The 26,421-nt window shown below is 44.0% G+C and carries 31 protein-coding genes and 1 tRNA gene; 23 read left to right on the top strand and 9 right to left on the bottom strand.

The features are described 5' to 3' along the window. Positions 1-100 precede the first annotated feature (100 nt). On the top strand, positions 101-493 hold the full coding sequence (locus Q7S57_02315; GenBank protein ID MDO8512080.1) for a hypothetical protein: 393 nt from the start codon (positions 101-103) through the stop codon (positions 491-493). A gap of 26 nt (positions 494-519) precedes the next feature. On the opposite strand, the gene Q7S57_02310 is transcribed toward Q7S57_02315, so the two are convergent. Beyond that, complete coding sequence (locus Q7S57_02310; GenBank protein MDO8512079.1) at positions 520-1,530, bottom strand: DNA recombination protein RmuC; 1,011 nt, start codon at positions 1,528-1,530, stop codon at positions 520-522. A gap of 198 nt (positions 1,531-1,728) precedes the next feature. On the opposite strand from Q7S57_02310, the gene Q7S57_02305 reads away from it, so the two are divergent. Beyond that, positions 1,729-2,166 carry a hypothetical protein gene (locus tag Q7S57_02305; protein ID MDO8512078.1) on the top strand — a complete coding sequence of 146 codons (438 nt, stop codon included), beginning with the start codon at positions 1,729-1,731 and terminating at the stop codon, positions 2,164-2,166. Between the two features lie 162 nt (positions 2,167-2,328). Here the strand turns inward: Q7S57_02305 and Q7S57_02300 are convergent, their stop codons facing one another. Genes Q7S57_02300 through Q7S57_02280 form a run of 5 tightly spaced genes read right to left on the bottom strand, consistent with a single transcriptional unit; the run spans position 2,329 to position 6,948 of the window. Continuing rightward, positions 2,329-3,222: a hypothetical protein gene (locus Q7S57_02300; GenBank protein ID MDO8512077.1), complete on the bottom strand. Its 894-nt coding sequence runs from the start codon at positions 3,220-3,222 to the stop codon at positions 2,329-2,331. Next, the gene (locus Q7S57_02295) at positions 3,219-4,463 is read right to left on the bottom strand and encodes a VanW family protein (GenBank protein MDO8512076.1); all 1,245 of its coding nucleotides are present in this window, start codon (positions 4,461-4,463) and stop codon (positions 3,219-3,221) included. The genes Q7S57_02300 and Q7S57_02295 overlap by 4 nt, the downstream gene beginning before the upstream one ends. 7 nt (positions 4,464-4,470) lie before the next feature. Beyond that, positions 4,471-5,271, bottom strand: a complete 801-nt coding sequence (locus Q7S57_02290; GenBank protein MDO8512075.1) for a metal ABC transporter permease — start codon at positions 5,269-5,271, stop codon at positions 4,471-4,473. Next, complete coding sequence (locus Q7S57_02285; GenBank protein MDO8512074.1) at positions 5,264-6,034, bottom strand: metal ABC transporter ATP-binding protein; 771 nt, start codon at positions 6,032-6,034, stop codon at positions 5,264-5,266. The genes Q7S57_02290 and Q7S57_02285 overlap by 8 nt, the downstream gene beginning before the upstream one ends. Further along, positions 6,019-6,948, bottom strand: a complete 930-nt coding sequence (locus Q7S57_02280) for a zinc ABC transporter substrate-binding protein (protein MDO8512073.1) — start codon at positions 6,946-6,948, stop codon at positions 6,019-6,021. The genes Q7S57_02285 and Q7S57_02280 overlap by 16 nt, the downstream gene beginning before the upstream one ends. Before the next feature lie 77 nt (positions 6,949-7,025). Between Q7S57_02280 and Q7S57_02275 the strand changes: the two genes are divergently transcribed. From Q7S57_02275 to Q7S57_02250, 6 genes are all read left to right on the top strand, one after another. Beyond that, on the top strand, positions 7,026-8,312 hold the full coding sequence (locus Q7S57_02275) for an efflux RND transporter periplasmic adaptor subunit (GenBank protein MDO8512072.1): 1,287 nt from the start codon (positions 7,026-7,028) through the stop codon (positions 8,310-8,312). Further along, the gene (locus Q7S57_02270; GenBank protein MDO8512071.1) at positions 8,312-9,028 is read left to right on the top strand and encodes an ABC transporter ATP-binding protein; all 717 of its coding nucleotides are present in this window, start codon (positions 8,312-8,314) and stop codon (positions 9,026-9,028) included. The genes Q7S57_02275 and Q7S57_02270 overlap by 1 nt, the downstream gene beginning before the upstream one ends. Before the next feature lie 211 nt (positions 9,029-9,239). Beyond that, on the top strand, positions 9,240-10,484 hold the full coding sequence (locus tag Q7S57_02265) for an ABC transporter permease (GenBank protein MDO8512070.1): 1,245 nt from the start codon (positions 9,240-9,242) through the stop codon (positions 10,482-10,484). 18 nt (positions 10,485-10,502) lie between these two features. Beyond that, positions 10,503-10,886, top strand: a complete 384-nt coding sequence (locus Q7S57_02260) for a hypothetical protein (GenBank protein ID MDO8512069.1) — start codon at positions 10,503-10,505, stop codon at positions 10,884-10,886. 2 nt (positions 10,887-10,888) lie between these two features. Continuing rightward, positions 10,889-11,395 (top strand): hypothetical protein, encoded by a 507-nt coding sequence (locus Q7S57_02255; GenBank protein ID MDO8512068.1) that lies wholly within the window; start codon positions 10,889-10,891, stop codon positions 11,393-11,395. Between the two features lie 9 nt (positions 11,396-11,404). Further along, a complete protein-coding gene (locus Q7S57_02250) occupies positions 11,405-11,938 on the top strand; it encodes a hypothetical protein (GenBank protein MDO8512067.1) in 534 nt (177 codons plus the stop codon). Between the two features lie 150 nt (positions 11,939-12,088). Here the strand turns inward: Q7S57_02250 and Q7S57_02245 are convergent, their stop codons facing one another. Then, positions 12,089-12,706 carry a hypothetical protein gene (locus Q7S57_02245; GenBank protein ID MDO8512066.1) on the bottom strand — a complete coding sequence of 206 codons (618 nt, stop codon included), beginning with the start codon at positions 12,704-12,706 and terminating at the stop codon, positions 12,089-12,091. Between the two features lie 536 nt (positions 12,707-13,242). Between Q7S57_02245 and Q7S57_02240 the strand changes: the two genes are divergently transcribed. The 12 genes from Q7S57_02240 to Q7S57_02185 all read left to right on the top strand — a co-directional run bounded on the left by Q7S57_02240 (position 13,243) and on the right by Q7S57_02185 (position 21,746). After that, positions 13,243-13,509: a hypothetical protein gene (locus Q7S57_02240; protein ID MDO8512065.1), complete on the top strand. Its 267-nt coding sequence runs from the start codon at positions 13,243-13,245 to the stop codon at positions 13,507-13,509. 66 nt (positions 13,510-13,575) lie between these two features. Further along, positions 13,576-14,121: a hypothetical protein gene (locus Q7S57_02235; protein MDO8512064.1), complete on the top strand. Its 546-nt coding sequence runs from the start codon at positions 13,576-13,578 to the stop codon at positions 14,119-14,121. Between the two features lie 195 nt (positions 14,122-14,316). Next, a complete protein-coding gene (locus tag Q7S57_02230) occupies positions 14,317-14,592 on the top strand; it encodes an AtpZ/AtpI family protein (GenBank protein MDO8512063.1) in 276 nt (91 codons plus the stop codon). Then, a complete protein-coding gene (gene atpB, locus Q7S57_02225; protein MDO8512062.1) occupies positions 14,589-15,350 on the top strand; it encodes a F0F1 ATP synthase subunit A in 762 nt (253 codons plus the stop codon). The genes Q7S57_02230 and atpB overlap by 4 nt, the downstream gene beginning before the upstream one ends. A gap of 39 nt (positions 15,351-15,389) precedes the next feature. After that, a complete protein-coding gene (atpE, locus tag Q7S57_02220) occupies positions 15,390-15,617 on the top strand; it encodes an ATP synthase F0 subunit C (protein ID MDO8512061.1) in 228 nt (75 codons plus the stop codon). A 25-nt stretch (positions 15,618-15,642) separates the two neighbouring features. Continuing rightward, positions 15,643-16,206 (top strand): F0F1 ATP synthase subunit B, encoded by a 564-nt coding sequence (atpF, locus tag Q7S57_02215; GenBank protein MDO8512060.1) that lies wholly within the window; start codon positions 15,643-15,645, stop codon positions 16,204-16,206. Further along, positions 16,206-16,595, top strand: a complete 390-nt coding sequence (locus Q7S57_02210; GenBank protein MDO8512059.1) for a F0F1 ATP synthase subunit delta — start codon at positions 16,206-16,208, stop codon at positions 16,593-16,595. The genes atpF and Q7S57_02210 overlap by 1 nt, the downstream gene beginning before the upstream one ends. 4 nt (positions 16,596-16,599) lie before the next feature. Further along, positions 16,600-18,147 (top strand): F0F1 ATP synthase subunit alpha, encoded by a 1,548-nt coding sequence (gene atpA, locus Q7S57_02205; GenBank protein ID MDO8512058.1) that lies wholly within the window; start codon positions 16,600-16,602, stop codon positions 18,145-18,147. A gap of 39 nt (positions 18,148-18,186) precedes the next feature. After that, positions 18,187-19,062, top strand: coding sequence for an ATP synthase F1 subunit gamma (atpG, locus tag Q7S57_02200; protein ID MDO8512057.1), 876 nt, complete (start codon positions 18,187-18,189; stop codon positions 19,060-19,062). An 87-nt stretch (positions 19,063-19,149) separates the two neighbouring features. After that, entirely contained in the window at positions 19,150-20,556 is a 1,407-nt protein-coding gene (gene atpD, locus Q7S57_02195; protein ID MDO8512056.1) for a F0F1 ATP synthase subunit beta, read from the top strand. Positions 20,557-20,689: 133 nt separating this feature from the next. Further along, positions 20,690-21,124, top strand: coding sequence for an ATP synthase F1 subunit epsilon (gene atpC / locus Q7S57_02190; GenBank protein ID MDO8512055.1), 435 nt, complete (start codon positions 20,690-20,692; stop codon positions 21,122-21,124). 265 nt (positions 21,125-21,389) lie between these two features. Then, on the top strand, positions 21,390-21,746 hold the full coding sequence (locus tag Q7S57_02185; GenBank protein ID MDO8512054.1) for a hypothetical protein: 357 nt from the start codon (positions 21,390-21,392) through the stop codon (positions 21,744-21,746). A gap of 4 nt (positions 21,747-21,750) precedes the next feature. Here Q7S57_02185 and Q7S57_02180 read toward each other — a convergent pair whose 3' ends face one another. Then, on the bottom strand, positions 21,751-22,542 hold the full coding sequence (locus tag Q7S57_02180; GenBank protein MDO8512053.1) for an FISUMP domain-containing protein: 792 nt from the start codon (positions 22,540-22,542) through the stop codon (positions 21,751-21,753). A gap of 137 nt (positions 22,543-22,679) precedes the next feature. Here Q7S57_02180 and typA point away from each other — a divergent pair, with 137 nt between their 5' ends. Then, positions 22,680-24,491, top strand: a complete 1,812-nt coding sequence (gene typA, locus Q7S57_02175; GenBank protein MDO8512052.1) for a translational GTPase TypA — start codon at positions 22,680-22,682, stop codon at positions 24,489-24,491. A 292-nt stretch (positions 24,492-24,783) separates the two neighbouring features. Beyond that, positions 24,784-25,395 carry a 3D domain-containing protein gene (locus Q7S57_02170; protein ID MDO8512051.1) on the top strand — a complete coding sequence of 204 codons (612 nt, stop codon included), beginning with the start codon at positions 24,784-24,786 and terminating at the stop codon, positions 25,393-25,395. A gap of 5 nt (positions 25,396-25,400) precedes the next feature. Here Q7S57_02170 and Q7S57_02165 read toward each other — a convergent pair. Next, positions 25,401-25,475, bottom strand: a tRNA-Glu gene (locus Q7S57_02165). Between the two features lie 339 nt (positions 25,476-25,814). Between Q7S57_02165 and Q7S57_02160 the strand changes: the two genes are divergently transcribed. Continuing rightward, entirely contained in the window at positions 25,815-26,414 is a 600-nt protein-coding gene (locus tag Q7S57_02160; GenBank protein MDO8512050.1) for a hypothetical protein, read from the top strand. The last annotated feature ends 7 nt before the right edge of the window (positions 26,415-26,421 follow it).

Below are 26,421 nucleotides of genomic sequence, written 5' to 3'. Positions count from 1 at the left end.
AATAGGCAAGCACCTAATTTTGACTTTTACCCGACATTGAGTAAAATAGGTCTTTGTTCTTTCTTTCCAACTTTCCTCATTTCTGACGAAGGATTTGATCATGTCAACCCTGCAAGTGTTTTGCGCAACCTTTGTGCTCGTTTCCGTTGTAACGTTGATCTTCGACCGGATCAGAAGAAACTTTCTAACCTATTTTTCAATCGAAAAGTATATCATCGAGAAACTCTCCCCGCGAGGAACATGCCTTTCAATAGGCGAACTGATCAGTGAATTTCGACGATCTGATTTCCTTCTTCGCAAGGATAAACTCCAGCAGATTCTGAATTCCTTGATCGTCGCTGGATATGTAAAGCGCATAAGCCGGAAACACGAGAAGTTTTCCAGCCTCCGTGTCACTGCCTACCGCCTAACTGACAACGCACTGACAACTTACGATCAGAGATGGTACATGGTCTATCGACGAAGTCAGTATCGCAAATTTCTGGCCGCCTAGGGTCTCCGCTCACGTGAGCGGTTTTTTTATACTTCTTCCGGTTTTATTTCTTCGCCGGAATCCAAAACTTCTGCCTGTGAACCGGTACTCAATCCTTCTACCTTCCCCTTCAACCGGGAAAAAATCTTTTCCGCGTCTTCATGGCGATGCAAGGCCTGTTCAAGGTGCGCGCCCACTTTTCCAAATTCCGTATCCACGCGGGTAAAATCTTTTTGTAATTTTCCAAGTAACTCCAAAATATGTTTTGCTTCTTTTTCGATTTGCATACCCTTTAAGCCCACCAAAACGGTGTACATGTACGGCACAAAAGAATTCGGTGAAACAGGATAAACCTTGAGAGCCGTAATCGCGTTCCAAAGTTCCGGATTGCGGACGATTTCGTAATAAACACCCTCGGTCGGAATATACATAAATGCGAATGAAAGCGTCCGATCTTGTTCGTGAATATATTTATTGGCAATATCTTTGGCGTGTTTTTTTACATCCGCCGAAAAGGCGCGATACGCTTCCAAATGTTCTTGCTCGTCCGATGCGTGCACCAATGGTTCGTACCAAGCGAGCGGAAATTTTGCGTCGACTGCAACAATGTAACCATCTTGCAATTTCAAAACCGCGTCGGCACGATCGCCCGATGATAAAGTATATTGCAATTCATAACGGTCTTGCGGAAGAATGTCTCGCAGTAAAGATTCCAAAAGCATTTCGCCGAAACCACCGCGCGCCGACGGTGAAGCGAGCATTTTTTGAAAATCCAAAATCTCGGTATTGGTTCGCAATATGTGCTGTGATGCTTCCCGTAAATGTCCAAAATGCTGCGAAAGTTCCCGCGCCGTTCGTTCTGTGGCATTTACTCGCTCGGCCAAAAACTCCTTAGATGAATCCAGCCGTGCCTCCACCTGGCGTTGAAATTTATCAAAACGATCCATCAGATTTTGTTCCGCTGTGCGATCATTTCCTTTTTTGCGCGCCAAAACCAGCATTATAACTGCCCCGATCAACGCGCCGATAATAATTCCAAAGATGATGTTTGTGTCCATTGGATAAGTATAGCGTAAAACGTAGGGTGTCAGGTACTTTTTGTTCGACAAAAAGTACCTGACACCTTTTGCTTATCATTAGCCAATTTTTAACACCAAAATCAGCAACTATTGACAAAAACTGAAAAAAGGAGTAGAATTATCTCTTGTTTAATCAGGTAATTGTTCCACCCCCCCCGTTCTTTGAAAGGAAAAGTCATGCAGTCCACCCACACTTATTCGCGCCGCGTTGCATTGTGGTCGCTCAGCCTCTATGCGCCCAAGCAGTGCGCGAACCAAGCGGAGATGGTGCGCAAGCGAATGTTTGAGCAATGGGACATCGCTCACGAACACTCCGACCCGCTGTTGTTCCAAAGTGAAGGGTGTAACGTCAGTTTCACCGTCTCTCCTTTGGTAAAGCCGTACCTGGAGATCCGAGACGACGGAGTACTCGTGATCCACGGTGTTTACCAAGGCGGGTACGAGCGGGTGTTGTGCGAATGCAGGGTGAATTCGGACCAGAGCACGTTGGTCAGAAATATGGTGCTTGATCCGCCGAAGGACGACTTCACCATCTATGCATCCGACGCCGACGGCTGGACGTACAGCCTTCACTGCATGCAGCCGCACCGCCATCGCGACTACCGACAAATGTAGTCAGGAATCTGGATCGATTCCCGTTGAACCCCTTTCTCTTTCGAGAATGCGATAAGGGTTCCTTTTTTTACTTAAAAATATCTGACAAACACTTTTAATCAAATCCAAATTTAGGATGATCCATTAAAGGAATCAACCAAAATAACAACTGCTTAAATATTTTTATTTTGTTGCTGGTGTTGCGACAGGCGATACAATCGGAGCCACTGAAGCGACTGGTGTTGCCGGGGCGGGTGTGATTTGTTCCGATTGTGCCGGTTCGGCGATTTTATCTTTTCCAACAAAGTTTGTCAGCAACAATTCAATACTCACGTTCGCCTTATTTTGCGGATTTATATAAGACACAGCGACTTTGCGTAATTTGTTTCCTGAATCGAGCCAAACATCAAACGGAACATTGTTTAACGCCTTCACACCATTTTCCAAATCAGCTTTACTCACGGGTGTTGCATTACCGGACAATTTAGAAAATTCCTCGACAAAACTGGCATAACCGCTCGCCGAGAAGATTGTTTGAAAATGCGTTGTGTTTGTGGTCCCAACTTTTTCTTTACCAATCTGTTTAATAGACGTAAAAAGTTGCGGTTTCTGAAATAATACTACCATATTCGCGCGTGCAGCATCCGGAAGCAGGTTAATATTTGTTGTACCGGGAAGCCATTTGCCACGAATGGAAGTAATGTCAGCTAAGGCAACTGGAATTTCATCTAACTTATAAAACAATTTTCCACCAACCAAACGAACTGCGCCTTTTCCAATCACCGAAGCTCCTGTCATCGAACCCTCGACAACAACACTGGAATCAAGGTCTAATTGACCACCGTTTCCTTTTTGGAAATTACCATCCGTATCTATTTTAAATTCCGAAAGCGTCGCTGATGTTGCCGGATCAGTCTTGATGTCCACCTTCGCCTGCAAATGACCATTCACCGCTTTAACCAAATTCACAAACGCCGCCTGCAATCTTTGCTCCGGAGTAAACCTCTTTGCATAAAGAAATAAAGCACCCCCCAGGATGACCACTATCGCAATTACTACTAGAAGTATTTTTTTCATGGCTTAATAGTACCACTTTCCCCATTTTCTTTCCTGGTAATAGGAAAAAGGTCGGGCGATTTATATGAACTTGGGAAAAGTTTATTTAATATTTCTTTTCCATTTTTATCAAGAACAACCTCACGTAATAATGTTTTAAGCGAACCATCGGGTTTTTTCTCTATCACATGCGGCCCATCGATTTTTACCTTACGTCCATCCGGCTTGCCGTAAATTTGAAAAGTTAATTTATTACCCGCGATTAAACCCTGCAATATCAACCAATTACCGGTATTATTGATAAACCGCAAATCCGGACGCGGTGAATAAATAGTGGCATCGAATCCCGGTGTTCCGTAATATTTAACCGGATAAGCATGATTGCGACGTTCCGTGACATTGAACCCACCGGCAACAATTGCTCTAAAGAGGGTTGTGGAGATTTGGCATAATCCCCCGCCATATTCCGGAACTGTGACATTCTCTTTAATAACAAGTTCCGGAAAAAAACCTGTTTCTTTTGTGATTGAACCTAGTGTTTTTACCAAAGAAAATTCAGCATTCGGAGCAATCAGTATTCCCTGTAATTTATCCCGACCAACCGTAATATTTTTAACGCGATTAGCAGGACTCCCGCCAAAATTCGTGGTGCCTTCCGCGATAATCGTGTTTAAACCCAATTTCTTAAACTCCTTCTCCGATGTAATCGGGGGCAGGTATTTTTTCATCGAAACTTTGGCCATACTTTTTCCTGACGCTAATGCACTGCGAATCGCCAATGAAGTCTTTACCCCATCAACAATTTTCCCTTCTCGCCCGGGCGCGCTAAAAACCCACGTCCCGTTTTTCATAACAAAACGCGCGTTCGCGCCCTCATCATTCACGTTTGGAGATACATATACATTTAAAAAATCATAAATGTGCCAAGCCTTAAGTTTTATCATTGTATTATCACCTGCTTCGATCATGGAAACAAAATTTTTCAATGTTTTTACCGGTACGGTGAATTTTTTACCGTCAGCGTCTAAAACGAAATTTTTCGCCATTTGTTTTTTGATCTGTACCGTGCCAACAGAAACTTGATCCAACAAGGGACTGGCCGCGAAAGCCCCCGCCGGGAAAAGGAAAATAATGGAAACAATAATGATCCCCCTAATTACACTGCAGTAAAAAGCGAGACCAGACGTTAAAACTGTCCATTCCAAAGTTGGGACTGTTTTAACGTCTGGTCTCGCCGACACACACTGCATGAAATCGCACATAACTTATTTATGTTTTCTTATTAAAAACAATACTTAATAAAAACAAAAGCAAGGCCACCACGACAATCGTTCCACCACTGGCGAGACTGAAATAATAAGAAGTTAATAAACCAACGACAACCGACATGAATGAGGTGGCGATACTAAGCAGTATTGTGGCACGGAAACCACGACTAAACTGAATCGCGGTGATCACCGGAATTACCATCAAGGCACCAATGAGCAACACTCCGACAATCCGCATTGATAAAGCAACGGTAACGGCGGCCAATACCACCAATAACGTGCTATATGCTTTTGCGCGAATTCCATCTGTGCGCGCCAACTCCTCATCAAACGACACCAGGAAAAACTTATTGAAGAAAACAAATATGGTAAACAAAATCACCAAACTCATCGCGACGATAACGTAAACATCCAATTGCGTGACGGTAGTAATACTGCCAAAGAGAAAATTTAGCAGGCTCATATTAAACCCGCCCGCCGCGCTGATAATCACGCTGGCAATTGCCAAACTACCGGAAAGAAACAGTGCCAAAATCGATTCCCCAAAAACCCGCTTGGTACCGCGCAATTTTTCAATAAAAACCGCCGCGATTATTGCCGCCACAATCGCCATCAGTACCGGTTGAGTTTTCGTGACCAAACCAATCGCCACTCCAACCAAAGACACGTGCGCCAAAGTGTCCGCCATAAGTGAATACCGACGCACAACAAGAAATGTTCCAATCGTTGGCGCCACCAAGGCCACGGCAATACCGGCAATGAAAGCGCGAATCATAAAGTCATACTGGAACAAATCAAGCATGTTGGTCGTTTTCGTGTGAATGATCGTGAACGTGTTTCATGTCTGTCTGATACATATCAAGTAAAACTTTGTCATCCAAAGCGGCAGACGGATCACCATAACAAACCAAATTATGATTCAAACAAAGCACTTTAGTGGCTTCCCTTGCGATCATTTCCAAATCATGAGTGATAAACAGAATCGTGATTCCCCGTGTTTTATTAAGCACTTTTAGAAACGAATAAAATTGCTTTTGTGCCATCGCATCCACACCGACCGTCGGTTCATCTAAAATCAGTATTTCCGGATCTGAAGCCAAGGCACGCGCGATAAATACCCGCTGTCTTTCCCCGCCGGATAAGTTACCAATTAACCGATGACGATAGCTGTTTATTTCCGTTACCTTCATTACCTCTTCGACAACTCTTTTATCTTCGGCAGTAACACGATAAAACGGATGCTTATCGGCGGTGCGCCCGCTAAAAACAATTTCATTAACGGTTGCCGGAAACCCACTATCGGTATGCGAAATTCTTTGGGGCACATACCCAAGGCGATTAAAATCATGAAAATTTTCTAAAGTCTGATCGAACATTACCACCTGACCGGAAGTCGGCTTAAGCAATCCCAACAAAATTTTTACCAACGTTGTTTTACCACCCCCGTTTGGCCCGATAATTCCCAGATATTCACCGGCATCAATAGAAAACGACAAGTTACGTAAAACCTGCTCCCCAAGATATTGGAAATTTAATTTTTGAACTTTGATTATTGGTTCAGACATTGCAACGCTTGCTGTAAATTATGCACGTTATCTGCCATAACCGACAAGTAGTCTTTGCCGGAACTGATTTCTTCCGGAATTAATCCCTCCAAAGGATTAAGAACCAACGTCGTTAATCCCGCTTCCTTGGCAACCGTTTCGGCAAGTTTGGGGCTTGCCAATGTCTCAAAGAAAATTGTTTTAATATTTTTTTCTTTTGCCAACTGTGCCACTTCTCCGAGTCTTTGCGCGGACGGTTCTTCTTCGGGAGAAATTCCGGAAATCGCCGTCTCGTTTATTCCATAACGGCTGGAGAAATAACTAAAAGCCTGATGAGAAACAATTATATCGGAAAGTGCGCAACCGGTTAACGACTTACGAATAAAGGTGTCCAATGCCACCAATTTCACAATAAATGCGTCCGCGTTTTGGTTAAAACGATCGGAATATTGCGGAAAAACACTTATTATCGCGTCACGAATTTTCAACACCTCTTTTTGTGCCAAAACAGGATCCAGCCACACGTGAGGGTCTTTCGCGGTGACTCCTTCACCGATAACCGATTTTAAATCAAACTGATCAGTAATATTCACCGCCTTTACGTCGGTTCCTTTTAAGTCTTGTGCCACTCGTTCCGCCCAAGGATCAAATCCGGCACCCTGATAAAGGAAAACTTTCGAAACTCTTATTGCCGCGATATCACGTGGAGTTGGTTCATAATCATGCGCTTCCACACCTGCGGGCGTAATATTTACAACGTCGATGTAATCTCCACCAATTCTTTTTGCAAACTCAGCCAAAGGATAAAAACTCGCTGTAACAATAATTTTTCCAAGTGCCGGCTTTGGTACGGGCTTACTTTTTGACGCGGCAAACAGAACCAGAGAAACACTAAGGAGTAGCGCAACAACAAAGAAAGCAACAATCTTTTTCATTTATTTCCTTCTCATTTTACTTTAAAAAATTCTTCTTGGCAAAAACCACAAAATACAATAAACTGGACGCATATTCTATGAAAAAATCTACGAAAATTTACACTAGTATCACAGTCGTAATTGTTTTATTGATAATTGGTTATCTAATATTTGGACGAAGAAACGGCACCGCCATTAATGTGACCCGCACCGTCACGGCCGAGCGTGGCGATATCGTGCAAGACGTCAGTTTTTCTGGAAACGTAAAATCCCCTCTTTCTTCAGATTTATCGTTTGAGCTGGCCGGCACAGTCAAAAATATTTTTGTTGATAGTGGCGATGTTGTAACAAAGGGTCAAAAATTAGCCCAAATAGATGTTCGTTCCGCTCAATTACAATTGGCCCAAGCCCGCGCCCAACGCGTCGCCACGCAAGACCAAACCCTGATTTCTTCCCAAAAAGCGGAACAGGACTACACGAACACGAAGAAATTGAACGAGAAAACAATCCTGAAATACCGTTTAGCCGTCGTAGATGCGAAAGCCGCTTTTGAACAAGCAGGCGATGCTTATAACGCCACAAGAGACGAATACGGTGACGAGTCTTCAACTGCCAAAACAAAATATTCCACTGTCCTAAGCGCCGAAACCACCTATCACAACGCCCAGAAAGTTTATTCCGAACAAAAAGATTCCCTGTTAAACAGTACTTACGACTCCCAAAAAACAGCGGAATTGGCACGCGCGCAATATCAGGCATCCGTCCAAGCGTCTCTCAACACACCGGGCCTTTCCGCGGTTCAGGCGAGTGAAAACCTTGCCGCACTCGCTCTCGCCAAGAGCACGCTTACTGCCCCCTTTGACGGCATTATCGCTTCTCGCGATATTAACGAAGGCGAATTGGCCAGCGCATCGAAACCCATTTTAAGCATCCAGGGCAACGGCGTACTGGAAGTAACGGCGAATGTGCCGGAAACCGACGCTATGAAGATCAAAGTTGACCAAAAAGCAACGGTAACATTCGACGCCTTCCCCTCCACGGAACAATACCCCGCGACAGTTACACGCGTTGCGCCGGCGGCAAAAGTGATTGGCGGTGTGCCAACATTTGAAATACGTCTCAAAATAGACAACTTGAGTGAAAAAATAAAAGCGGGTTTAACGGCCAACGTGATTGTACATGCCGCAAAAAAAGAAAATGTTGTCGGAGTTCAACGCCGGGCAATTATCACGCGTGATGAAAAACAATACGTCAAAATTGTTGACACCAAAGGCACAGAGACGGAGCGCGAAGTTGTCACCGGTCTTTTAGGCTCAAACGGAACAATTGAAGTTGTTAGCGGACTAAACTCCGGTGATAAAGTTATTGTTTCGACAGTAAAATAATGGCTCCGCTCATCGAGCTTCGTGACGTCAAAAAATCATACCAAGACGACGGCGTGGCAACCCTCGCATTACGTGGTGTGAGTTTTTCAATCAACCAAGGCGAATTTGTATCTATAATGGGCCCTTCCGGTTCGGGAAAATCAACACTTCTCCATATTCTGGGTCTGCTCGACAAACCATCCGAAGGAAAATATTTTTTTGACGGTCACGACACCACAAAGTTCGATGAACCTTACGCCGCGCACTTTCGCAATGAACAAATCGGTTTTATTTTTCAGGCTTTTCATCTTCTGGCCCGCTCTACGGTAATGGAAAATGTATTATTGCCTCTCCAGTATTCGTCAATCCCAAAAAATCAACACGAAAAAAGAGCTTTGGCAATGTTGGAAAAAGTAAATATGCTCCATCGCCTCAAGCACCGACCGTCTCAACTATCGGGTGGCGAGAAACAGCGGGTGGCCATCGCGCGTGCCTTAGTTAATAATCCAAAAGTTTTAATGGCGGACGAACCCACCGGCAACCTCGACTCACAATCCGGAAAAAGCGTTATGGAAACATTGGACAATTTACACCATCAAGGGCACACCATTCTGGTTATCACTCATGAAACACCGGCCGCACGCTATGCCCAAAGAATGATCCGCGTGCAAGATGGCACGATTGTATCTGATGAACAAAGTAGTCTTATGCACGGCCATAACGGTTACGAAAAGTAATATTTTTGTATGTGGTATTTAGTATATAGTATATGGGGTTCAGAAAAATATCCGTCAAAATTAAGTATTACATTTTAAAGTTAATTTCATCGAAAAACTTGACGACACATCCCAACATACTAAATCCATATACCATATACCAAATACGATATACAAAAAAGCTGTGTTGTGCGCGTAGTTTCACTATTTAAATCAACTTCTTGCTTCAACAATGGACATAATCACCATCACCAAAACAGCATTTCACAGTTTAAGAACGAACCTTGCCCGTTCTCTTCTTACGATTCTCGGCATTATCATCGGCGTAATGGCGATTGTTTTAGTCGTCGCTCTTGGTCAAGGTGCCCAAGGCCTGATTCTCGACCAGGTAAAAGGTTTTGGCGGAAACATCATTATGTTGCATCCTGGTCGCCAGCCGACCAACCCCAACCAAGCCACCGAGACTGTCCTCTCCAATTCAATAAAACAACGAGAAATCGACGCCCTGCGTAATCCTATAAATGTACCTGATGTCGCCTCTGTTGACCCATCCGTCTTGGTCACCGGTGCTGTTACTTATCAGGAAAACTCTTACCGTCCGACAATTCTCGGCTGGACATCAAGCGCATTAACGGAAATGTTTCAAATTTCTCCATCTGAAGGTACCATTTTTTCCGACGATGATATTTTACAGCGCAACAAAGTGGCGGTAATTGGTGCCACTGTCCGTGAAAAACTTTTTGGTCAATCTGATGCAGTGGGGAAATTTATTAAAATCCGCGACCAAAATATACGTGTAATTGGTGTATTGCCCAACTTGGGTCAAGTTTCCGTTTTTAACGTAGATGAACTTGTTCTGTTACCTTATTCAACAGCGCAAAAAGATATTTTGGGCATTAATTTTTTTCATACAGTATTCGTGAGCATCAAAGACGGCGCAAACGTTGATCTGGCAGCCAGCGACATCAAGACAACTTTGCGCGATATGCATAACATTATTGATCCTGAAAAAGATGATTTTTACGCTATGACTCAAAAGGACGTTGTGAACCGTTTGAGCACAATTACACAGGCGTTAACGGTTTTTCTCGCAATGATTGCTTCTATTTCATTGGTTGTAGGCGGTATCGGCATTATGAATATTATGCTTGTCTCGGTCACGGAACGCACCCGGGAAATTGGCTTACGCAAGGCCTTGGGTGCTACAAACAGCGACATCTTAAGACAGTTTTTACTGGAAGCGGTAATTCTTACGGTCAGCGGTGGCGCATCTGGTACAATACTCGGCATAAGCTTAGCGTTTATTACTTCGGTTGTGTTAAAAGCGCGGTTCGGTCTCGCTTGGCCCTTCCAATTACCATTATCTGCTATCATACTGGGTGTAGGAATGGCTGGGGTCGTGGGACTGGTTTTTGGAATCTACCCCGCACGTAAAGCGGCGCGAAAAGACCCAATCGAAGCCTTGCGTTATGAATAATTCTAAATATATTATATTATGAAAAACCCAACCCTCTGGATTATCGTCGTAGCCTTAGTAATTATTGGCGGATCAATGTGGTGGAAAACCAACCAACCAAACACGACCACACCGGAACCGAGCATTCCCACTGGAATAGTTCTCTATTTTGGCGACACATGTCCGCATTGCAAAATTGTCGCGCAGTTTATCGAAGATAATAAAATAAAGGAAAAAGTGACCTTTGAAGAAAAAGAAGTTTATAACAATCAGGCCAATGCCAAGGAATTGGCAGAAGTCGCCAAAACCTGCGGATTAGCGACCGACGCGATCGGCGTCCCGTTCCTTTGGGACGGAAAAGCCTGTATTCAGGGCCAAGACCAAACAATCAACTTTTTTAAAGATAAAGCAGGAATAAAATAGCCGTGAAAAATTTTACAAAACTTCTCCCCGCGTCTCTTGTTTTAGCACTCGTTCCCTTTTCCGTCTACGCCGTCTGTCCCGTGTGCGTCGTTGCTGTTGGTGCCGGCGTAGGTTTTTCGCGCTGGCTGGGCATCGACGACTCTATTACCGGCATTTGGATCGGCGGATTAACATTATCCATCATCATCTGGAACATCAATTGGTTTCAAAGGAAAAATATTAAGTTCCCAGCGAGAAACATCCTCACCTTTTTAGCGTATTATATTTTAATCTTAATATCACTTCGCTGGAGCAATTTTATCGGACACCCCATCAATAAACTTTGGGGATTTGATAAAATATTGCTCGGTATGACAATCGGCACAATTTTCTTCACGCTCGGTAATGCTTATTACGGATATCTAAAGAACAAAAACAACGGACATGCCTATTTCCCTTTTCAAAAAGTAGTCACACCGATTGCGACACTACTAATTATCAGTTTTGTTTTTTATATTATCACTAAATAATTCGCGACTATGGACCAAAATAACCAAGAAAAAATAAACGCGTTTATCGAAAAAGTCGACAATATGAAAAAGCAGGAAAAAATGGACCTTTCGTCCGATCAAGATTTGAGTATCGCGATTATGAATCTCGTCAGCATCGAAGAGCATCTGCTTTTTTCGGGCAATAAAACCGAAAAAACAGAATATTTCGATATGATCAGCGAAGTGCGCGAAATGCGCAAAGAATTATTAAAGAAAATTGTCAAAAATCCGGAAGGCGAGGTTTGGTGCATCAGTAAACACTTGCTCGCTGCCTCAATGCGCCTTTTTGAGGTGGGCACCAAACAACAATCGATGGGCAAAAAAGAAGATGCTTATGACTTATTCCGCAAGTCTTATAATTTATATTCCCTGTTCTGGGGCATCAATTTAAATGTGATAAATATTGGCGACGTGAAAAAAATCGATGACCAAGCCGTCAACAAACACGACCAAGAAAAATCCGGTTTTATGGGAAAGTTGGGTGCACTGGTCAAAAAAGCGATCGACTGTTGTATTGAATAATCCCCGCCCTTCAGGGCGAAGCTCGCCCAGATGGGCGGCCACGTCGCTCCGCGAAACGCGCGGAGCTATGAGGGGTTACCGACATTAGTTATATTCGCGCAAGCGCGAATGATATTAATGATGGTAAAAAAAACCTTCCTCAAGGGAAGGTTAAGCTCTGGCGAACACCCGACACGGCCGGTGAAACCGATGATACTTTCGCGGTTTAATACGTTTCTTTGCCGGCTTTCGCGCGCAATCCAACTGCATGCCGTTCCAAAAAGTTCGCGCGAGATGCTTAATCATCTCGGATTCGCTTCGTCGTCCAACCAGTTCATCCAAACGGACAATCCAGCGAACAATCTTCCATGGCAAACTCTTTCCAAAAACAGCGATCAAATACTCCTTTTCAGTATTCCCGCGAAGCAAGTCACGCCATTGACTTTTGCCGATCCACAAACTTGTCGGATCACTTGAGTGCTGTTGAAGGCATGGCCAATATTTTCGCGCCAAATGTTGAATAGCCTGCTCGCCCATCCGGCCCTCAACCAGCCTGAAATATCGACGAACAAGGGCCGTACTTTCCTCCGGCGTTCTGTTGCCAAACACCATATGCAACAACTCGTGCGCTACCGGATCACAACGAACACGATTCCACTGCGCGTGACGTAAGTGGGGAAACCTCGATATGGCGTAAATGTGATGAACATTTGTTCTTGATCTCCTTTCTCTGGTTGGGGGTTTCGAAAGTGCGTAAAGATCACGACGATGCAATACGTCGCAAATCAACGTCAGCTCCTTTCAAACGGTTCCTATTCGGTTGTGGAAAAGGACAAGGTAAGTATAAGACAAATTACATGAAGATAGAACAAATATGAATATTCAAATTCTCCCAAAAAATAACCATGTAAAATTTTCAATGGTCAATTTTCAATTATCAATTAATGATCAATTTTTATAATTTTCAAATGCAACGGCCGAAGTTTGATAATTTAAGCATTGATAATTAATTGATAATTAATTGATAATTGGTCATTGAAAATTGATAATTTTAAGGATGATAGGTATTGCTTGGTCTCAGGGTTTTCATTGTCAATTTGCTTTTTTCCACCCCCTATGCTATATTTTCGTCACGGGGTAAATACTCCTCAAATAGCAGACGTAGCAGACCAAAGAAACGTACTAGCGATCTCGGTTAAAAGAGAGTTCGAAAAGCGTAGATAAGGTCGAGAGCGTCCATAGCGTTAGAGCGAAGGAAAAACCTCGATTATATTTACGAAACGAAAGTAGGTGAATTCTCTTTGAACCAAGATCCAAATCGTCCTATGTTTGATGCAACGTGCTCAGGCTGTGGACAACAAACCCAAGTTCCCTTCCAACCGTCTGGCGACAGACCGGTTTATTGCAACGAGTGCTTTAAAAAGGAACGTGGAAACAGACCAGAACGTGGTGGAGCTGGAGCACCAAGAGGCGATCGTCAAATGTTTGACGCTACTTGCGCCGCTTGTGGCCAAGCCACACAGGTGCCTTTCCGTCCTACGGAAGGTCGCCCGGTCTATTGCTTAAACTGCTTTAAGAAAGACCGCGCTTAATTCATTAAGCAAAAAGAAAACAGCCCCGAGGGGCTGTTTCTTTTTGCGAATGATGAATAATGATTGATGAATGATGAAGCTTATCAGGGTCCGACCCTGATCGGTTGCAATTTTTGGGTAACTATATTATGTTGTGGTGTCGGTCGTTGTTGGTTGTTCTGTGCTCAACAAATGAATAAGGGGCTAATTATGTGGACTTACGTTTCTATCGGTTTGGTTATCTGTGTATTCACGGTTCTCACCTGCTTCGTCTGGGGTTCATGGAACGCAGAGAAAATACAGGATAAGTGGGGCGGCAAATTTGCACTGATCCTGAACGATGGAACAAGTTTCTCCTGCACGGCAGGCCAAGACACTCGACTTTACCACCCAATAAATGGCCACATAAACAGCGTCACACTCTTGTCAGCACCCGCAGGAAAGTTGCCACTCGTGGAAATCGGTTATGACGGTCAAATTCATGACTTTCGCATGTTTAGGAATCGCGACGGCGTTGAGCTGAATTTGACGAAGCCAATTGAACCCTCCCATACACCAACGGACTTGATTGTATCGTTCGAGGTTGATGAAGACCAATTCGAAGTCGTGACTATCGAAATTCAATCTACATGAGACTACGAGGGGGAAGCCAAGCTAATCCCCACCCTCCGACCAAACCGGTCCGAGGGTGTTTTTTGTACCAAGACTGCCAAACCTGGACCACATTCCAAGTGGACCAAGGTTGGTCCACTTGGAATGTGGTCCAGGTAAAAAAAATTCGTTGACTATTTTGAGACTGACAGGTAAACTGAAGGCGCCTAAATACCCATGAATCAGCCTGATTTGAACCCTGGAAATACCGAAAAATCGGAAAAAAATACTAAAGCCTTGTTTAATTTTGCCACACTGGCCGGGATGGTCGGCGAATTGGGTTTTATTATTGCCGTTCCACTCCTTGTCACTATTGTCGCCGGCATTTGGGTCGATAAAAAACTAGCCACTACCCCACTGTTTATGATCGTGGGAATTTTATTAGCGATTACCGTTTCGACAATCACGATTGGCCGTAAAATTAAGCAATTAAACAAAATCAACGGAATATGATTAATATTTCTCTCGCCGCCGAACCGCTTTATCACATTTTTGGCTTACCTATTAATAACTCCCTGATTACGGGTGTCGTTGGAAGCGCGGTAATTATTGGCCTTTTTATTTCGGCGGCCAAAAAAGTCACTCTTCATCCGAAAAGCAAGTTTGCCAACATGATTGAAGCGATTTGCGAGATGATTTTGGACCTTGTCGATGAAGTTTTTCATGATCGCAAAAAAGCGCTAAAGTATTTCCCTTTTTTGATGACAATTTTTATTTTTATTGTCATTAACAACTGGCTTGGCCTATTACCTGGAGTAGGCTCAATCACGGTTATGACTAAAGAAGGTCTTGCCCCCCTGTTTCGTGGCGCCAACGCCGACCTAAATACGACTCTCGCCCTGGCAATCATTTCGGTCGTAATGACGCAAATTTATGCCGCCCGCGAACTCGGTGTCGCAAAACATCTAAAAAAATACTTCAGTTTGAACCCGATTATGACATTTGTGGGAATATTGGAATTAGTCGGTGAATTCTCTAAAATGTTTTCGTTCTCCTTCCGGTTATTCGGCAACATCTTCGCCGGCGAAGTTTTATTGGCGGTAATCGCTTTCTTGTCACCCCTGATCGCGCCGTTGCCATTTTTTGGCTTAGAACTCTTCGTCGGATTGGTTCAGGGACTTGTTTTCACAATGCTCACTTTGGTTTTTCTGGCGATTGCCACAACCGATCATTCGGAATATAATCATGCCGAAGCGTCAGTTGGCCACTGAACAAACGCGAGTCAATTATTTATTATTAAGTACAAAAAAATGGACGCAGAAACAATGAAAGTAGTAATGCCGGGTCTCACTATTCTCTTGGGTGGCGCGATGCCTGCCCTCGCGATTGGTTTGATGGGCTCGCACGCCATGGACGCCATTGGTCGTAATCCGGAAGCCGCCGGTAAATTACAAACAGTTTTGATCTTAGTCGTCGCTTTCGCCGAAGCTATCGCCATCTATTCCTTGGTCATCGCGCTCATCTTAAAGTTCGTTTGATCGCTAACCACTAATAGACGATTCCTTGTTTGTACTAATTGCCCAAGCCTCAGAAAAAGCCGCGGAAGTGGCTGCTTCCGGCGGTATTGGCGCGATAGGTATTGACCTGCGCAGTCTTGTTTTTCAAATTATCAATTTCGCGATTCTTCTTTTGGTTTTAAAGAAATTTGCCTACAAACCGATTTTGGATGTTTTGGAAAAACGCCACAAAAAGATTGAAGAAAGTCTAAAAAACGCCAAGGATATCGAACATCTTAAAACATCGTTGGAAAAAGAAAAAGAAACGATTCTAAAAGATGCTCATCTAAAAGCCCGGGGTATTTTAGAACAAAGCAAAAAACAGGCCGTCGAAATTCTGGCGACGGCCGAACAAAAATCCGCCGAACGGGATAATCAACTCCTGACGGCAACCAACGCCAAGATAGTTCACGAAGCCGAGCAGGTGCGAAAATCTTTATTCAGTGAAGCGGCCTTATTTATCAGTCAAGCAACCGAAAGGGTTTTGAATCGCAAATTAGATTCTTCGGCTGATCACAACATCATCAAAGAAGCGATTGCCGAAACGAATATCACTGAAAACCGCGCGTAATGAAACGTTTTTCCCGCAAACAATTAGCCGTCGCGACCTTGGCATTGTTGGAAAAACACCCAATTAAAGAAGTTTTACCAATCTTGGCGGAAGCCATCATTAAAGAAAAACGCACAAACGAAGTGGAAGTAATTATACGCGAAATCGGTAGTCAAATGCTTCAGAAACACGGCCAACTAACTGGCATACTGGAAACAGTCTTTCCACTCACGGAAAAACTAAACGCAGAAATCGAGTATCTGTTAAAAAACCTCACGTCAGCCAAGTCTGTTCACTTAAAGCATAAAATCAACAAACAGCTAGTGGGTGGTTTCAAAGTCGAAACCCCAACAATCGAAATTGACGCGTCGCTTGCGCGTCCACTTCATCAACTAAAAGCTTTAGTATAACCAAATGACCAATCTATCACTCGCCGACTTAACCGCAGAACTTCAATCCGCTATTAATGACTTAAAAACGAAGCCGGAAATTTCGGAAACAGGTATTGTCACGAAAGTTTCGGATGGTATTGTCTGGATTTATGGTTTGATGAATTGCGGTTACAACGAAATGATCTTAATCGAGACGGAAAACGAAAAGGAATCAATTTACGCTTTCGCTTTAAATCTCGAAGAAGACCAAATCGGCGCTGTGCTCCTTGGTGAAGACCGTTATATTAGAGCCGGCGCAAAAGTACGCTTGACCGGAAAAATTTTAGAAGTACCGGTGGGCCCAGAATTGGTCGGTCGTGTTATTGATCCGCTTGGAAAACCCCTGGACGGTTTAGGTCCAATCAAAACAACCATTACCAGCCCGGTAGAAAAAATCGCTCCGGGCGTACTCGCCCGACAATCCGTGAAACAACCATTAATGACCGGTGTCAAAGCCGTCGATGCCATGATTCCGATTGGTCGCGGCCAGCGCGAATTAATTATTGGTGATCGCCAAACCGGAAAAACTGCCTTGGCCATCGATGCGATAATTAATCAAAGTCGTCAAAAGAGTGGCGTCATTTCCATTTACGTTTCCATCGGCCAAAAACAAAGCACCGTTGCCCGCATTGTCGATCGTCTCCGCAAGGAAGGTGCTTTGGGAAACACGATTATTATTATGACGTCCGCATCTGATCCCGCCGCTCTGCAATTCATCGCTCCATATGCCGGCGCCGCCATGGGTGAATATTTCCGCGATAACGGCAAAGATGCCTTGATCATTTATGACGATCTTTCCAAGCACGCCTGGGCCTATCGTCAACTTTCATTACTTCTTCGTCGCCCACCAGGACGTGAAGCCTACCCGGGTGATGTGTTTTATCTCCATTCTCGCTTATTGGAACGCGCCGCCAAACTTTCTGCCGAACACGGTGGCGGTTCATTAACGGCGTTGCCAATCATTGAAACACAAGCCAATGACGTTTCGGCCTATATTCCAACCAACGTCATCTCCATTACGGACGGTCAGATTTATTTGGAAAGCGATTTGTTTTATCAAGGCGTACGCCCGGCCATTAACGTCGGTTTATCGGTCTCCCGTGTCGGTGGTTCCGCGCAAACAAAAGCGATTAAATCCGTTGCCGGAAGCCTCCGTTTGGAATTAGCGCAATATCGTGAATTAGCGGCCTTCGCCCAACTCTCCACCGATTTGGACCCGGACACCGTTAGTCGTATCGAACGGGGAAAACGCTTAACGGAAATTCTCAAACAGGGACAATATGCCCCGGAAAGTTTGAGCAGACAAGCCGTTGTATTACTCTCTGCCACAAAAGGCGTATTTGATACCGTTGCGGTGGAAAAAGTAAAAGAAGCGGAAATAGCGATTTTCGAAGCCGTTCAAAGTGCCCATAAGGTAGTGTTAGAAAATCTGGAGAAAAATGGTAATTGGCCGGACGAAGATAAGGAAAAGGTATTGGTAACAGCAAAAGAAGTAGCCAAAAATTTCACAGCTACTTCCAACAGCGCGTAATTCTCATCAATCATCATTCGTCATTCATAATTCCCCGTCATGGCCAAAGCGCAATCCATCCGCCGTCGCATAAAATCGGTGAAAAATATTCACCAGATTACTAAAACGATGCAAATGGTGGCCGCCAGTAAGTTGCACCGTTGCCAAGAAGCGGCTCTGCGCTCCCGAATGTACTCCTACACGGCGCGAGAAGCACTGCACCGTCTACGCAAGATTGTTTCCGGCGACCTGCACCCGCTCTTTGCCAAGCGCGAAGTCGTAAGTGAACTGTTGATTGTGTTTACCAGCGACCGTGGCTTGGCCGGCGCCTACAACGGTAATATCTTTCGAAAACTAATCAGCCACATTGAAGAAAATCCAACGATTAAAGTTAAGACGATTATCATTGGACAAAAAGGCGGACAGTTTGTCAGTAAAATAAAAGATAGTATCGAACTTACTGGTCTTTACACCAATTGGCCAAGCGAACCAACCACAGTTGATTTGAGACCAATTACCTCCACGGCAATTAATCTTTTTTCCGAAGGCCAAATCGATCGCGTCGGTGTTTTATTCACCGACTATGTCTCCACCATTCGCCAGACCGCGACCTTGCACACAATCCTGCCAATCGACCCGGCAACTTTGGCTCCGTCAAAAATCCAGATGAACATCAATGAAGACACCGCTTTTGAGCCGTCACCGGAACTTGTTCTTCAATTCATTCTTCCCAGGCTTATTGAAATGCAAATTTATCAAGCCAACCTGGAAGCAATCGCCTCTGAACAAGCGATGCGGATGATGGCCATGAAAAATGCATCTGATAACGCGAGCGATATTATGGATGATCTCTCATTGACATACAACACAGTACGTCAAGCAGCGATTACCCAGGAACTTTCAGAGATAACATCAGGAGCAGATGCGACAGCGTGATACCCGTCCGTCTTTGCGAGCCATCGCCAAGGGGCGAGGCGAAGCAATCTCAGCAACTATTAAATTGTAGAATCTTAACCAAAACCCATGACCAAAGAACACGAAGTGAAAATCAACCAAGGAAAAATTCAACAAATCATCGGCGTTGTCGCCGACGTGGAATTTGCGGAAAAAGTACCTGCCATTTACAATGCGCTTTCTATCGAAGTCGAAGAAAAAGGCCAGAAAAAAACAATCATTCTTGAAGTTGTGCAACATCTTTCCGCGCATACCGTTCGCGCTATTTCTTTGGGCGCCACTGATGGCCTGCGCCGTGGACACATCGTCACTGATACCGGCAACCCAATTTCTGTTCCGGTAGGCAAAGAAACGCTGGGTCGCATGTTCGATGTGCTTGGTCAACCAATCGACGGCAAAGGCGGAACTTTTACGGCACACTCTCCTATTCACAAGCTGGCTCCAAAATTCAGTGAGCAAAATACCAAGATTGAAATTTTCGAAACCGGTATTAAAGTTATTGATTTAATCGCCCCAATCACAAGGGGTGGCAAAGTGGGATTGTTCGGCGGCGCCGGCGTCGGAAAAACAGTGCTTATCACAGAACTCATTCATAATATTGCTTCCGAACACGGTGGTATTTCCGTTTTTGCCGGTGTCGGTGAACGTACGCGTGAAGGAAATGACCTCTACAACGAAATGAAAGAATCCGGCGTATTGGAAAAAACCGCGCTGGTCTTCGGTCAAATGAATGAACCTCCGGGAGCACGTCTAAGAGTCGGACTTTCCGGATTAACAATGGCGGAGTCTTTCCGCGACGCGGGTCAAGACGTTTTGCTTTTCATTGATAATATTTTTCGCTTCACGCAAGCCGGTTCCGAAGTGTCCGCCCTTTTGGGTCGCCTCCCCAGCGCGGCCGGTTACCAACCAAACTTGGCACAAGAAATGGGTGCTCTGCAAGAACGTATTACTTCAACAACAAAAGGTTCCGTCACATCCGTTCAAGCTGTTTACGTGCCGGCCGACGATTTAACCGATCCGGCTCCAGCCACCACCTTCGGTCATTTGGATTCGACAATCGTATTGTCCCGCCAGTTGTCTGAACTAGGTATTTATCCGGCAGTTGATCCGCTTGCATCAACATCTACAATTCTTTCTCCTGACATCGTCGGCGAAGAACACTACAAAGTGGCGCGCGACGTTCAAAAACTGTTACAGCGTTACAAAGATTTACAAGATATCATCGCCATCTTGGGTATGGAAGAACTTTCTGAAAAAGATAAAGTAATCGTCGGTCGCGCTCGTCGTATCCAGCGCTACTTGTCGCAACCGTTCTCCGTTGCCGAAGTTTTCTCCGGTATCCCCGGCCAGTACGTCAGTCTCGCCGATACAATCCGTGGTTTCCGCGAAATCTTGGATGGCAAACACGACGACAAACCGGAATCGGCATTTTATATGAAAGGAAAGATAGATGAGGTTGCTGTTGCAACCAAATAATTATCAATTTTCAATGACCAATTTTCAATTAATTATCAAATGGCTCAATGATCAATTTTCGACGTCGTCGTTTGATAATTTAAGAATTGATAATTCATTGATAATTGGCAATTGATAATTGAAAATTTTTCACATGACTTCAATATCATTCGAATTAGTTACGCCGGAAGGACTCAAGTTACAGGAAGATGTATATGAGATCCTGGTGCCAACACCAAATGGACAAATAGGAATCTTCCCGCACCACATGCCGTTAATAAATATTGTGACACCTGGCGTAATTTCCGTTCGAAAAAAAGAAGGCGATCCTGATGCGAATCTCGAACACCTAGCAACATCCGGTGGCTTAATGGAAATCGATGGAAAACGCGCCCGCCTTTTAGCCGACACAGCAGAGAGAGCCGAAGACATCAACGAAATGCACGCCAAAGAAGCACTGGAACGTGCAATGGAAATGCAAAAGACTGCCAAGGATCAGGTATCACTTGCCGAAGCAACGTCGGTGATAGAACAGAGTATGGCGAGACTTAAGGTAGCAGAGTTGCGTCGCAAGAAACACCGCGTATAGCATCAGTCTTTGCGAGCCCTGCACCCTTGTGGTGCATGGGCGCGGCAAACTCCAGTAGCTCTTTGTATATAGTATTTAGTATATAGTATATTGAATTATTATCCCAAAGTTGTAATATAAAATTCCGACCAAGAAATAATCAGCCGCAAAACAATATCTTACGATTTATTGTCAATAAACCCATATACTATATACCAAATACAATATACAAATCTAAATCCCTCAAAAGTATTATTTATCAACTAAATCCTAATAATATCAATTTATGAAATCCTTCATGGTCTTATGTGTCGATCATCGCATGTACGAAGACGAATTTAAAGAATGTATCCCCCAAGGTCCGTACGTTTTATCCTTTGTCGGTGGCGCCGTCGGTGCCCTCAAATATTTTGAAACACTCGCTGACGAAATGCGCTCACTCGAGGCAATCAAGGGCGCTTTCGACGAAGTCATCATCCACGATCACATGAACTGTGCGGCACACGGTGGCAGTGAAACAAAAGAAGACCACTTCGAAGTAATGCAAAAGTTAGAAGCCAAAATTGCCCAAGCCTTCCCCCATCTCAAAATCAAAAAGAGTTTGGTAAACATGGAAAACAAAGAAATCCACGAAGCGGAATAAAATTCTATTTGTTTTTCAGACAACGAACGGAAACACCATATCCCCTTTCATTATCTATTCGGTAAATTGTTGACTTTCCCGAATCAAAAGTTCGATCCCACGCACTCCAGGTGGCCGGTGGTCTTGTTGAAGATGACCAAAAAGTACCCCAAACGTTAATCGCGTTAAATGATCCAGAGGCTGTTTTGGAATTATACTCTCCCGTTGGGTACCTACTTCCCGCAAACATAACATTAAATTTTGATGTTCCGCCTACCCTTAACACACGCCCCTCATTGGTACCCCTTTCACCAATATAATTTGAAGAATCATACGGAAAATCAGTTGCGCAGGTACTAGAAATACATACGGCTCTTTCTAGGGTAGTAAATTCATCGTGAGATGGAACATGCCAGCCAATTGGACAAATTCCTTGAGTGCCGGCCGTGATTGAACCGCACATAGTCTGGTTCCACTGGTAAAGTCCGCCATATAATTTGCAGTTATTATCATTATCATCATAGCAGTATTTTTGAATCGAACTACAGTTTGTTCCTTGATTCTCAGAACCAGCAATTTTAATCCCCACGTTGATATTCTCCGCCATCCAACACTGTTTTCCGATCAGCACAGTCTTGTAATTTTTTGCGTCCCGAGTATCAACCAAAGGACTCCCGCAAGTCCAAGAAGAAACATTACCTGCCTTTTGTTCATTATTTACAGTATTTCCCTTCTTAGACACAAAAAATAATAAACCTATAATCACGATTACAACTATCGCCACAATAAATATCACTGTTTTAATTGTTTTATTCATGTGTATAATGTTATTACTAAATTATTGAGACGTCAAAAATTTAGCATCGTGAACGCTTGCCAAAAACTACAACCACAGCTATACTTCATCCGTTCAATATATTATTAAACCCTAAGTTCTAGTTTCTAATTGCCGTCATGGAAATTCGCAACGTCGCTATTATTGCCCACGTCGATCATGGGAAGACCACTTTAGTTGATGGTCTTTTAAAACAGGCACATACGTTTCGTGAAAACGAAGCGGTAATGTCGCAGACGTTGATTATGGATAGTAACGACCAGGAACGCGAACGTGGCATCACAATTTTGGCCAAAAACACGGCGGTCATGTACAAAGACACGAAAATCAACATCGTCGACACTCCCGGTCACGCCGATTTTTCCGGTGAAGTGGAACGCACACTCAATATGGCGGACGGCGTTGTTTTGGTGATCGACGCGCAAGAAGGTCCGATGCCCCAAACAAAATTTGTTTTGAAAAAAGCCTTTGAACTTGGACTAAAACCAATCGTTGTCATCAACAAAATCGACAAGCGTGACGCTAGAGTCGAAGAAGCCCTGGAAGAAACCAACGACCTGTTTTTGGAACTGGCCACGCACGACCATCACTTGGAATTCCCCGTTCTGTACGCTATCGGTCGCGAAGGAAAAGCCTGGAACGAAATGCCGGCCGATATGACTGCTCCTGCCGACCTGACACCAATTTTTGAAGCGATTATCAAACACATTCCACCGCCATTTATTGAACCGGAAAAGCCGTTTCAAATTTTGATTGCCGCTCTTGATTGGGACGACTACCGCGGAAAATATGCCGTTGGAAAAGTGCGCCGTGGCGTGGCGAAACCCGGTATGGCGATTGCAATTATCGACAAAGATAACAAAATTGAAAACACCAAAATCGATAAGGTGTTTGTAAATCGCGGATTAAGCCGTGAAGAAGTGCAAGAAGCCGTTGCGGGTGACATTGTCGCCCTCACGGGCCTTAAAAACGTCAAAATTGGCGATACGGTGGCCGATGCGGAACATCCTGATGTTTTACCGACGATTGCCATCCAAGAACCGACATTAAAAATGTCCATCGGTGCCAACACCTCCCCGTTTGCCGGTCGCGAAGGCCAGTTTGTCACATCCCGCCAAATTTTGGATCGCATCAACAAAGAATTGGAAACAAACGTCTCCATGAAATTTGATCGCAGTGATGCCGGTGAATACGTGTTGTGTGGTCGCGGTGAATTACATTTGTCCGTGTTTATCGAAACACTCCGTCGTGAAGGCTTCGAATTGGAAGTCGGTAAACCACACGTCATCACAAAGATGGTCGATGGTGTTTTAATGGAACCAATCGAAGAATTAACAGTCGACGTTGAAACACAACATGTCGGTACGGTCACCAGCGAAATCGGTCGTCGTCGCGGAGTACTACTTGGCAACACCGTTAATTCCGACAACACCACCCACCTGACTTTTGAAATTACTACGCGTGGCTTGATTGGTTTGCGTAGCACCCTCATGACAGCATCACGTGGAACAGCGGTGATGAACTCGCAATTCCTACGCTTCGATAAAATGGGCGCGCTTTTGCAACAACTCCGCAACGGTGTGTTGATTTCATCTGAAACAGGCAAAACCTTTTCGTATGGCTTAAATATCGCGCAAGGACGCGGCACAGTATTTACCGGACCACAGACGGAAGTTTATGAAGGAATGATTATCGGGCTTAATTCTCGTGAAGAAGATATTGAAATTAACGTCACCAAAGAAAAGCGTCTTTCCAACATGCGCGCTTCCGGCTCCGATGATGCTCTCATCCTTACCCCGCCGACAATTTTCAGCCTGGAACAATGTTTGGACTTCTTGGAAGAAGACGAATTATTGGAAGTCACACCAAAAAATCTACGTCTTCGCAAAAAGATTTTGAACGCGACAATACGTTCGAAAGCGAAGAGATAGAGAGAAGACCATACTGTTATAAATACATCAGTAGAAAAGCAATCTTATTTTGTGAATTTTTAATTTGAAATTTGAAATATCGTAATAAATTAATTTGAAAAACGCGTTCGTATTTCAAATTTAGATATTAAAAATTGATTTCAAATTTCAAATTGGAGACTGAAAAATTATTTCCAAACTCCAGCTTTGGATTTATTTTTTCTCTCACTATATACTTATATTAGTGCCAAAGAAACACAAAAAATCATCCTGGAAATACTCTGTTGTCGCAACTTCATTACTCATTCTTATCATGAGTTCTATTGCCTTTGCCCAACAAATCAACTCCCCGCGCTACAGAATCACAGTAACCGAAGAAAAAAAGGTTGGCTGGTTTAGCGCGATTGGTGACGCTTTCAGTAAATTGCAAATGAGTACTGTCGGATACCTTTCCCCAAAAGTCGGTCAAAAATTTAAAGTCACTGCCGTCGCCTATTCGCCCACTGTCGATCAAAACGATGCGTCGCCATGCATTACCGCGTCTGGCACTGTTGTTCGCAAAGGAGTAGTTGCCACCAATTTTCTTCCAATTGGCACCCGTTTGAAAATCGGCAATGATTTTTATACCGTAGAAGATCGAATGAACGCCAAATACAACGGCGTAAAAATTATCGACATCTGGCACCCGACAACAAAGGAAGCAATCGCCTTCGGCGCCAAAAAATTAGAAATAGAGATTCTGCCAAAAGATTTTCCGGCCACTCCTGCCCCAAATCCCAACCCACTAGCGTCCAAACAGTTAAGTTTTTGGGAACGCACAAAATCTGGTGTACAAAGCATGGGCAGTTTTCTGTCAGATAACCTACCAACCAGAACATATATGAAGGAAGCGGATTGCTCGAAACTGCTGAAACAACAGCAATAAAACATTGGTAGCCTCACGGAGAATCGAACTCCGATTTAAGCGTTGAGAACGCTTCGTCCTAGCCGTTAGACGATGAGGCCGTATTTACAGTTTTATCTGTTTTCTTGCGGTTGTCTATTGCAAAATCATACTAGAGAATCGCCCGCTATTTCAGCGGGCGCCCGCCGTTTTGGCGGGCGAACTCCGATTTAAGCGTTGAGAACGCTTCGTCCTAGCCGTTAGACGATGAGGCCGTACGAGGAGATCGGAAGTCAGCCGCCCCTCAGGGCGAGCCTCGCCCAGATGGGCGGGATATCGGAAGTCGGAACGCCGTCCTCCTTTGACTATAATAGAATAAATAATTTTCGAACAAGAAGCAAGAAAGACAAAATAATTACTGGATACGGACACATTTTGTAAAAGCGATGTATAATAGCTCTATGGAAAATCAAGCAATAATTTGGGCAAAAGAAAATTTTGTGAATGAACCACCACCTCAATATTATTGTCCAACGCGCGATATTGCCGACGGCCGCCTGCCAAAATTATACCAAGAAGCAATCGCCAATGGCCTTGCTGAAGAAAAAACAGCGCTCCTCACGGCTCTTGCCGCCGAACTTACAACCAACTGTTTTGATCATAATTTGGGTTCATGGAAGGATATATCCGGTTGTTGGTTTTCTTTTGAAGTACAAAATAATGTTTTACGGATCATTATTGCAGACCGCGGACAGGGAGTTTTACGTTCCCTACAACAAGCAGACAAAAATCTAACCTCCCATCATGATGCCTTAATTGTTGCGTTGACCAAGCAGATAAGTGGCCGCCAACCTGAAAATCGCGGAAGAGGATTAAAATTTATCATGAAATCACTAAATCAAGAATTTCCCGAGGCACATTTTTTCATTCAAACAGGCGACGCTAAATTTGAAACAGTTTTTCCAATAAACGAAAGCGTTGTGGCTTCATTTGTACAAGATAAACAAGAATTTGTATATGGCACCTATGCCGAAGTTGAAATAATAATGAATACAAGATAAACTATAA

It is taken from the genome of bacterium, from assembly GCA_030647555.1.
GTDB lineage: Bacteria > Patescibacteriota > Andersenbacteria > UBA10190 > CAIZMI01 > CAIZMI01.
This window is presented reverse-complemented; position numbering and strand designations above follow the sequence as displayed.

What these genes read in the sequence shown, in the direction of transcription:
- Q7S57_02230 (MDO8512063.1), top strand. Translation starts at nt 14,317, where the DNA reads ATGAATCAGCCTGATTTGAACCCTGGAAATACCGAAAAATCGGAAAAA.
- typA (MDO8512052.1), top strand. Translation starts at nt 22,680, where the DNA reads ATGGAAATTCGCAACGTCGCTATTATTGCCCACGTCGATCATGGGAAG.
- Q7S57_02185 (MDO8512054.1), top strand. Translation starts at nt 21,390, where the DNA reads ATGAAATCCTTCATGGTCTTATGTGTCGATCATCGCATGTACGAAGAC.
- Q7S57_02270 (MDO8512071.1), top strand. Translation starts at nt 8,312, where the DNA reads ATGGCTCCGCTCATCGAGCTTCGTGACGTCAAAAAATCATACCAAGAC.
- Q7S57_02315 (MDO8512080.1), top strand. Translation starts at nt 101, where the DNA reads ATGTCAACCCTGCAAGTGTTTTGCGCAACCTTTGTGCTCGTTTCCGTT.
- Q7S57_02285 (MDO8512074.1), bottom strand. Translation starts at nt 6,034, where the DNA reads ATGTCTGAACCAATAATCAAAGTTCAAAAATTAAATTTCCAATATCTT.
- atpA (MDO8512058.1), top strand. Translation starts at nt 16,600, where the DNA reads ATGACCAATCTATCACTCGCCGACTTAACCGCAGAACTTCAATCCGCT.
- atpD (MDO8512056.1), top strand. Translation starts at nt 19,150, where the DNA reads ATGACCAAAGAACACGAAGTGAAAATCAACCAAGGAAAAATTCAACAA.
- atpG (MDO8512057.1), top strand. Translation starts at nt 18,187, where the DNA reads ATGGCCAAAGCGCAATCCATCCGCCGTCGCATAAAATCGGTGAAAAAT.
- Q7S57_02275 (MDO8512072.1), top strand. Translation starts at nt 7,026, where the DNA reads ATGAAAAAATCTACGAAAATTTACACTAGTATCACAGTCGTAATTGTT.
- Q7S57_02290 (MDO8512075.1), bottom strand. Translation starts at nt 5,271, where the DNA reads ATGCTTGATTTGTTCCAGTATGACTTTATGATTCGCGCTTTCATTGCC.
- Q7S57_02240 (MDO8512065.1), top strand. Translation starts at nt 13,243, where the DNA reads ATGTTTGATGCAACGTGCTCAGGCTGTGGACAACAAACCCAAGTTCCC.
- Q7S57_02160 (MDO8512050.1), top strand. Translation starts at nt 25,815, where the DNA reads ATGGAAAATCAAGCAATAATTTGGGCAAAAGAAAATTTTGTGAATGAA.
- Q7S57_02280 (MDO8512073.1), bottom strand. Translation starts at nt 6,948, where the DNA reads ATGAAAAAGATTGTTGCTTTCTTTGTTGTTGCGCTACTCCTTAGTGTT.
- Q7S57_02235 (MDO8512064.1), top strand. Translation starts at nt 13,576, where the DNA reads ATGAATGATGAAGCTTATCAGGGTCCGACCCTGATCGGTTGCAATTTT.
- Q7S57_02260 (MDO8512069.1), top strand. Translation starts at nt 10,503, where the DNA reads ATGAAAAACCCAACCCTCTGGATTATCGTCGTAGCCTTAGTAATTATT.
- Q7S57_02300 (MDO8512077.1), bottom strand. Translation starts at nt 3,222, where the DNA reads ATGAAAAAAATACTTCTAGTAGTAATTGCGATAGTGGTCATCCTGGGG.
- Q7S57_02265 (MDO8512070.1), top strand. Translation starts at nt 9,240, where the DNA reads ATGGACATAATCACCATCACCAAAACAGCATTTCACAGTTTAAGAACG.
- atpB (MDO8512062.1), top strand. Translation starts at nt 14,589, where the DNA reads ATGATTAATATTTCTCTCGCCGCCGAACCGCTTTATCACATTTTTGGC.
- Q7S57_02180 (MDO8512053.1), bottom strand. Translation starts at nt 22,542, where the DNA reads ATGAATAAAACAATTAAAACAGTGATATTTATTGTGGCGATAGTTGTA.
- Q7S57_02310 (MDO8512079.1), bottom strand. Translation starts at nt 1,530, where the DNA reads ATGGACACAAACATCATCTTTGGAATTATTATCGGCGCGTTGATCGGG.
- atpE (MDO8512061.1), top strand. Translation starts at nt 15,390, where the DNA reads ATGGACGCAGAAACAATGAAAGTAGTAATGCCGGGTCTCACTATTCTC.
- Q7S57_02305 (MDO8512078.1), top strand. Translation starts at nt 1,729, where the DNA reads ATGCAGTCCACCCACACTTATTCGCGCCGCGTTGCATTGTGGTCGCTC.
- Q7S57_02170 (MDO8512051.1), top strand. Translation starts at nt 24,784, where the DNA reads ATGAGTTCTATTGCCTTTGCCCAACAAATCAACTCCCCGCGCTACAGA.
- atpC (MDO8512055.1), top strand. Translation starts at nt 20,690, where the DNA reads ATGACTTCAATATCATTCGAATTAGTTACGCCGGAAGGACTCAAGTTA.
- Q7S57_02210 (MDO8512059.1), top strand. Translation starts at nt 16,206, where the DNA reads ATGAAACGTTTTTCCCGCAAACAATTAGCCGTCGCGACCTTGGCATTG.
- Q7S57_02250 (MDO8512067.1), top strand. Translation starts at nt 11,405, where the DNA reads ATGGACCAAAATAACCAAGAAAAAATAAACGCGTTTATCGAAAAAGTC.
- Q7S57_02295 (MDO8512076.1), bottom strand. Translation starts at nt 4,463, where the DNA reads ATGTGCGATTTCATGCAGTGTGTGTCGGCGAGACCAGACGTTAAAACA.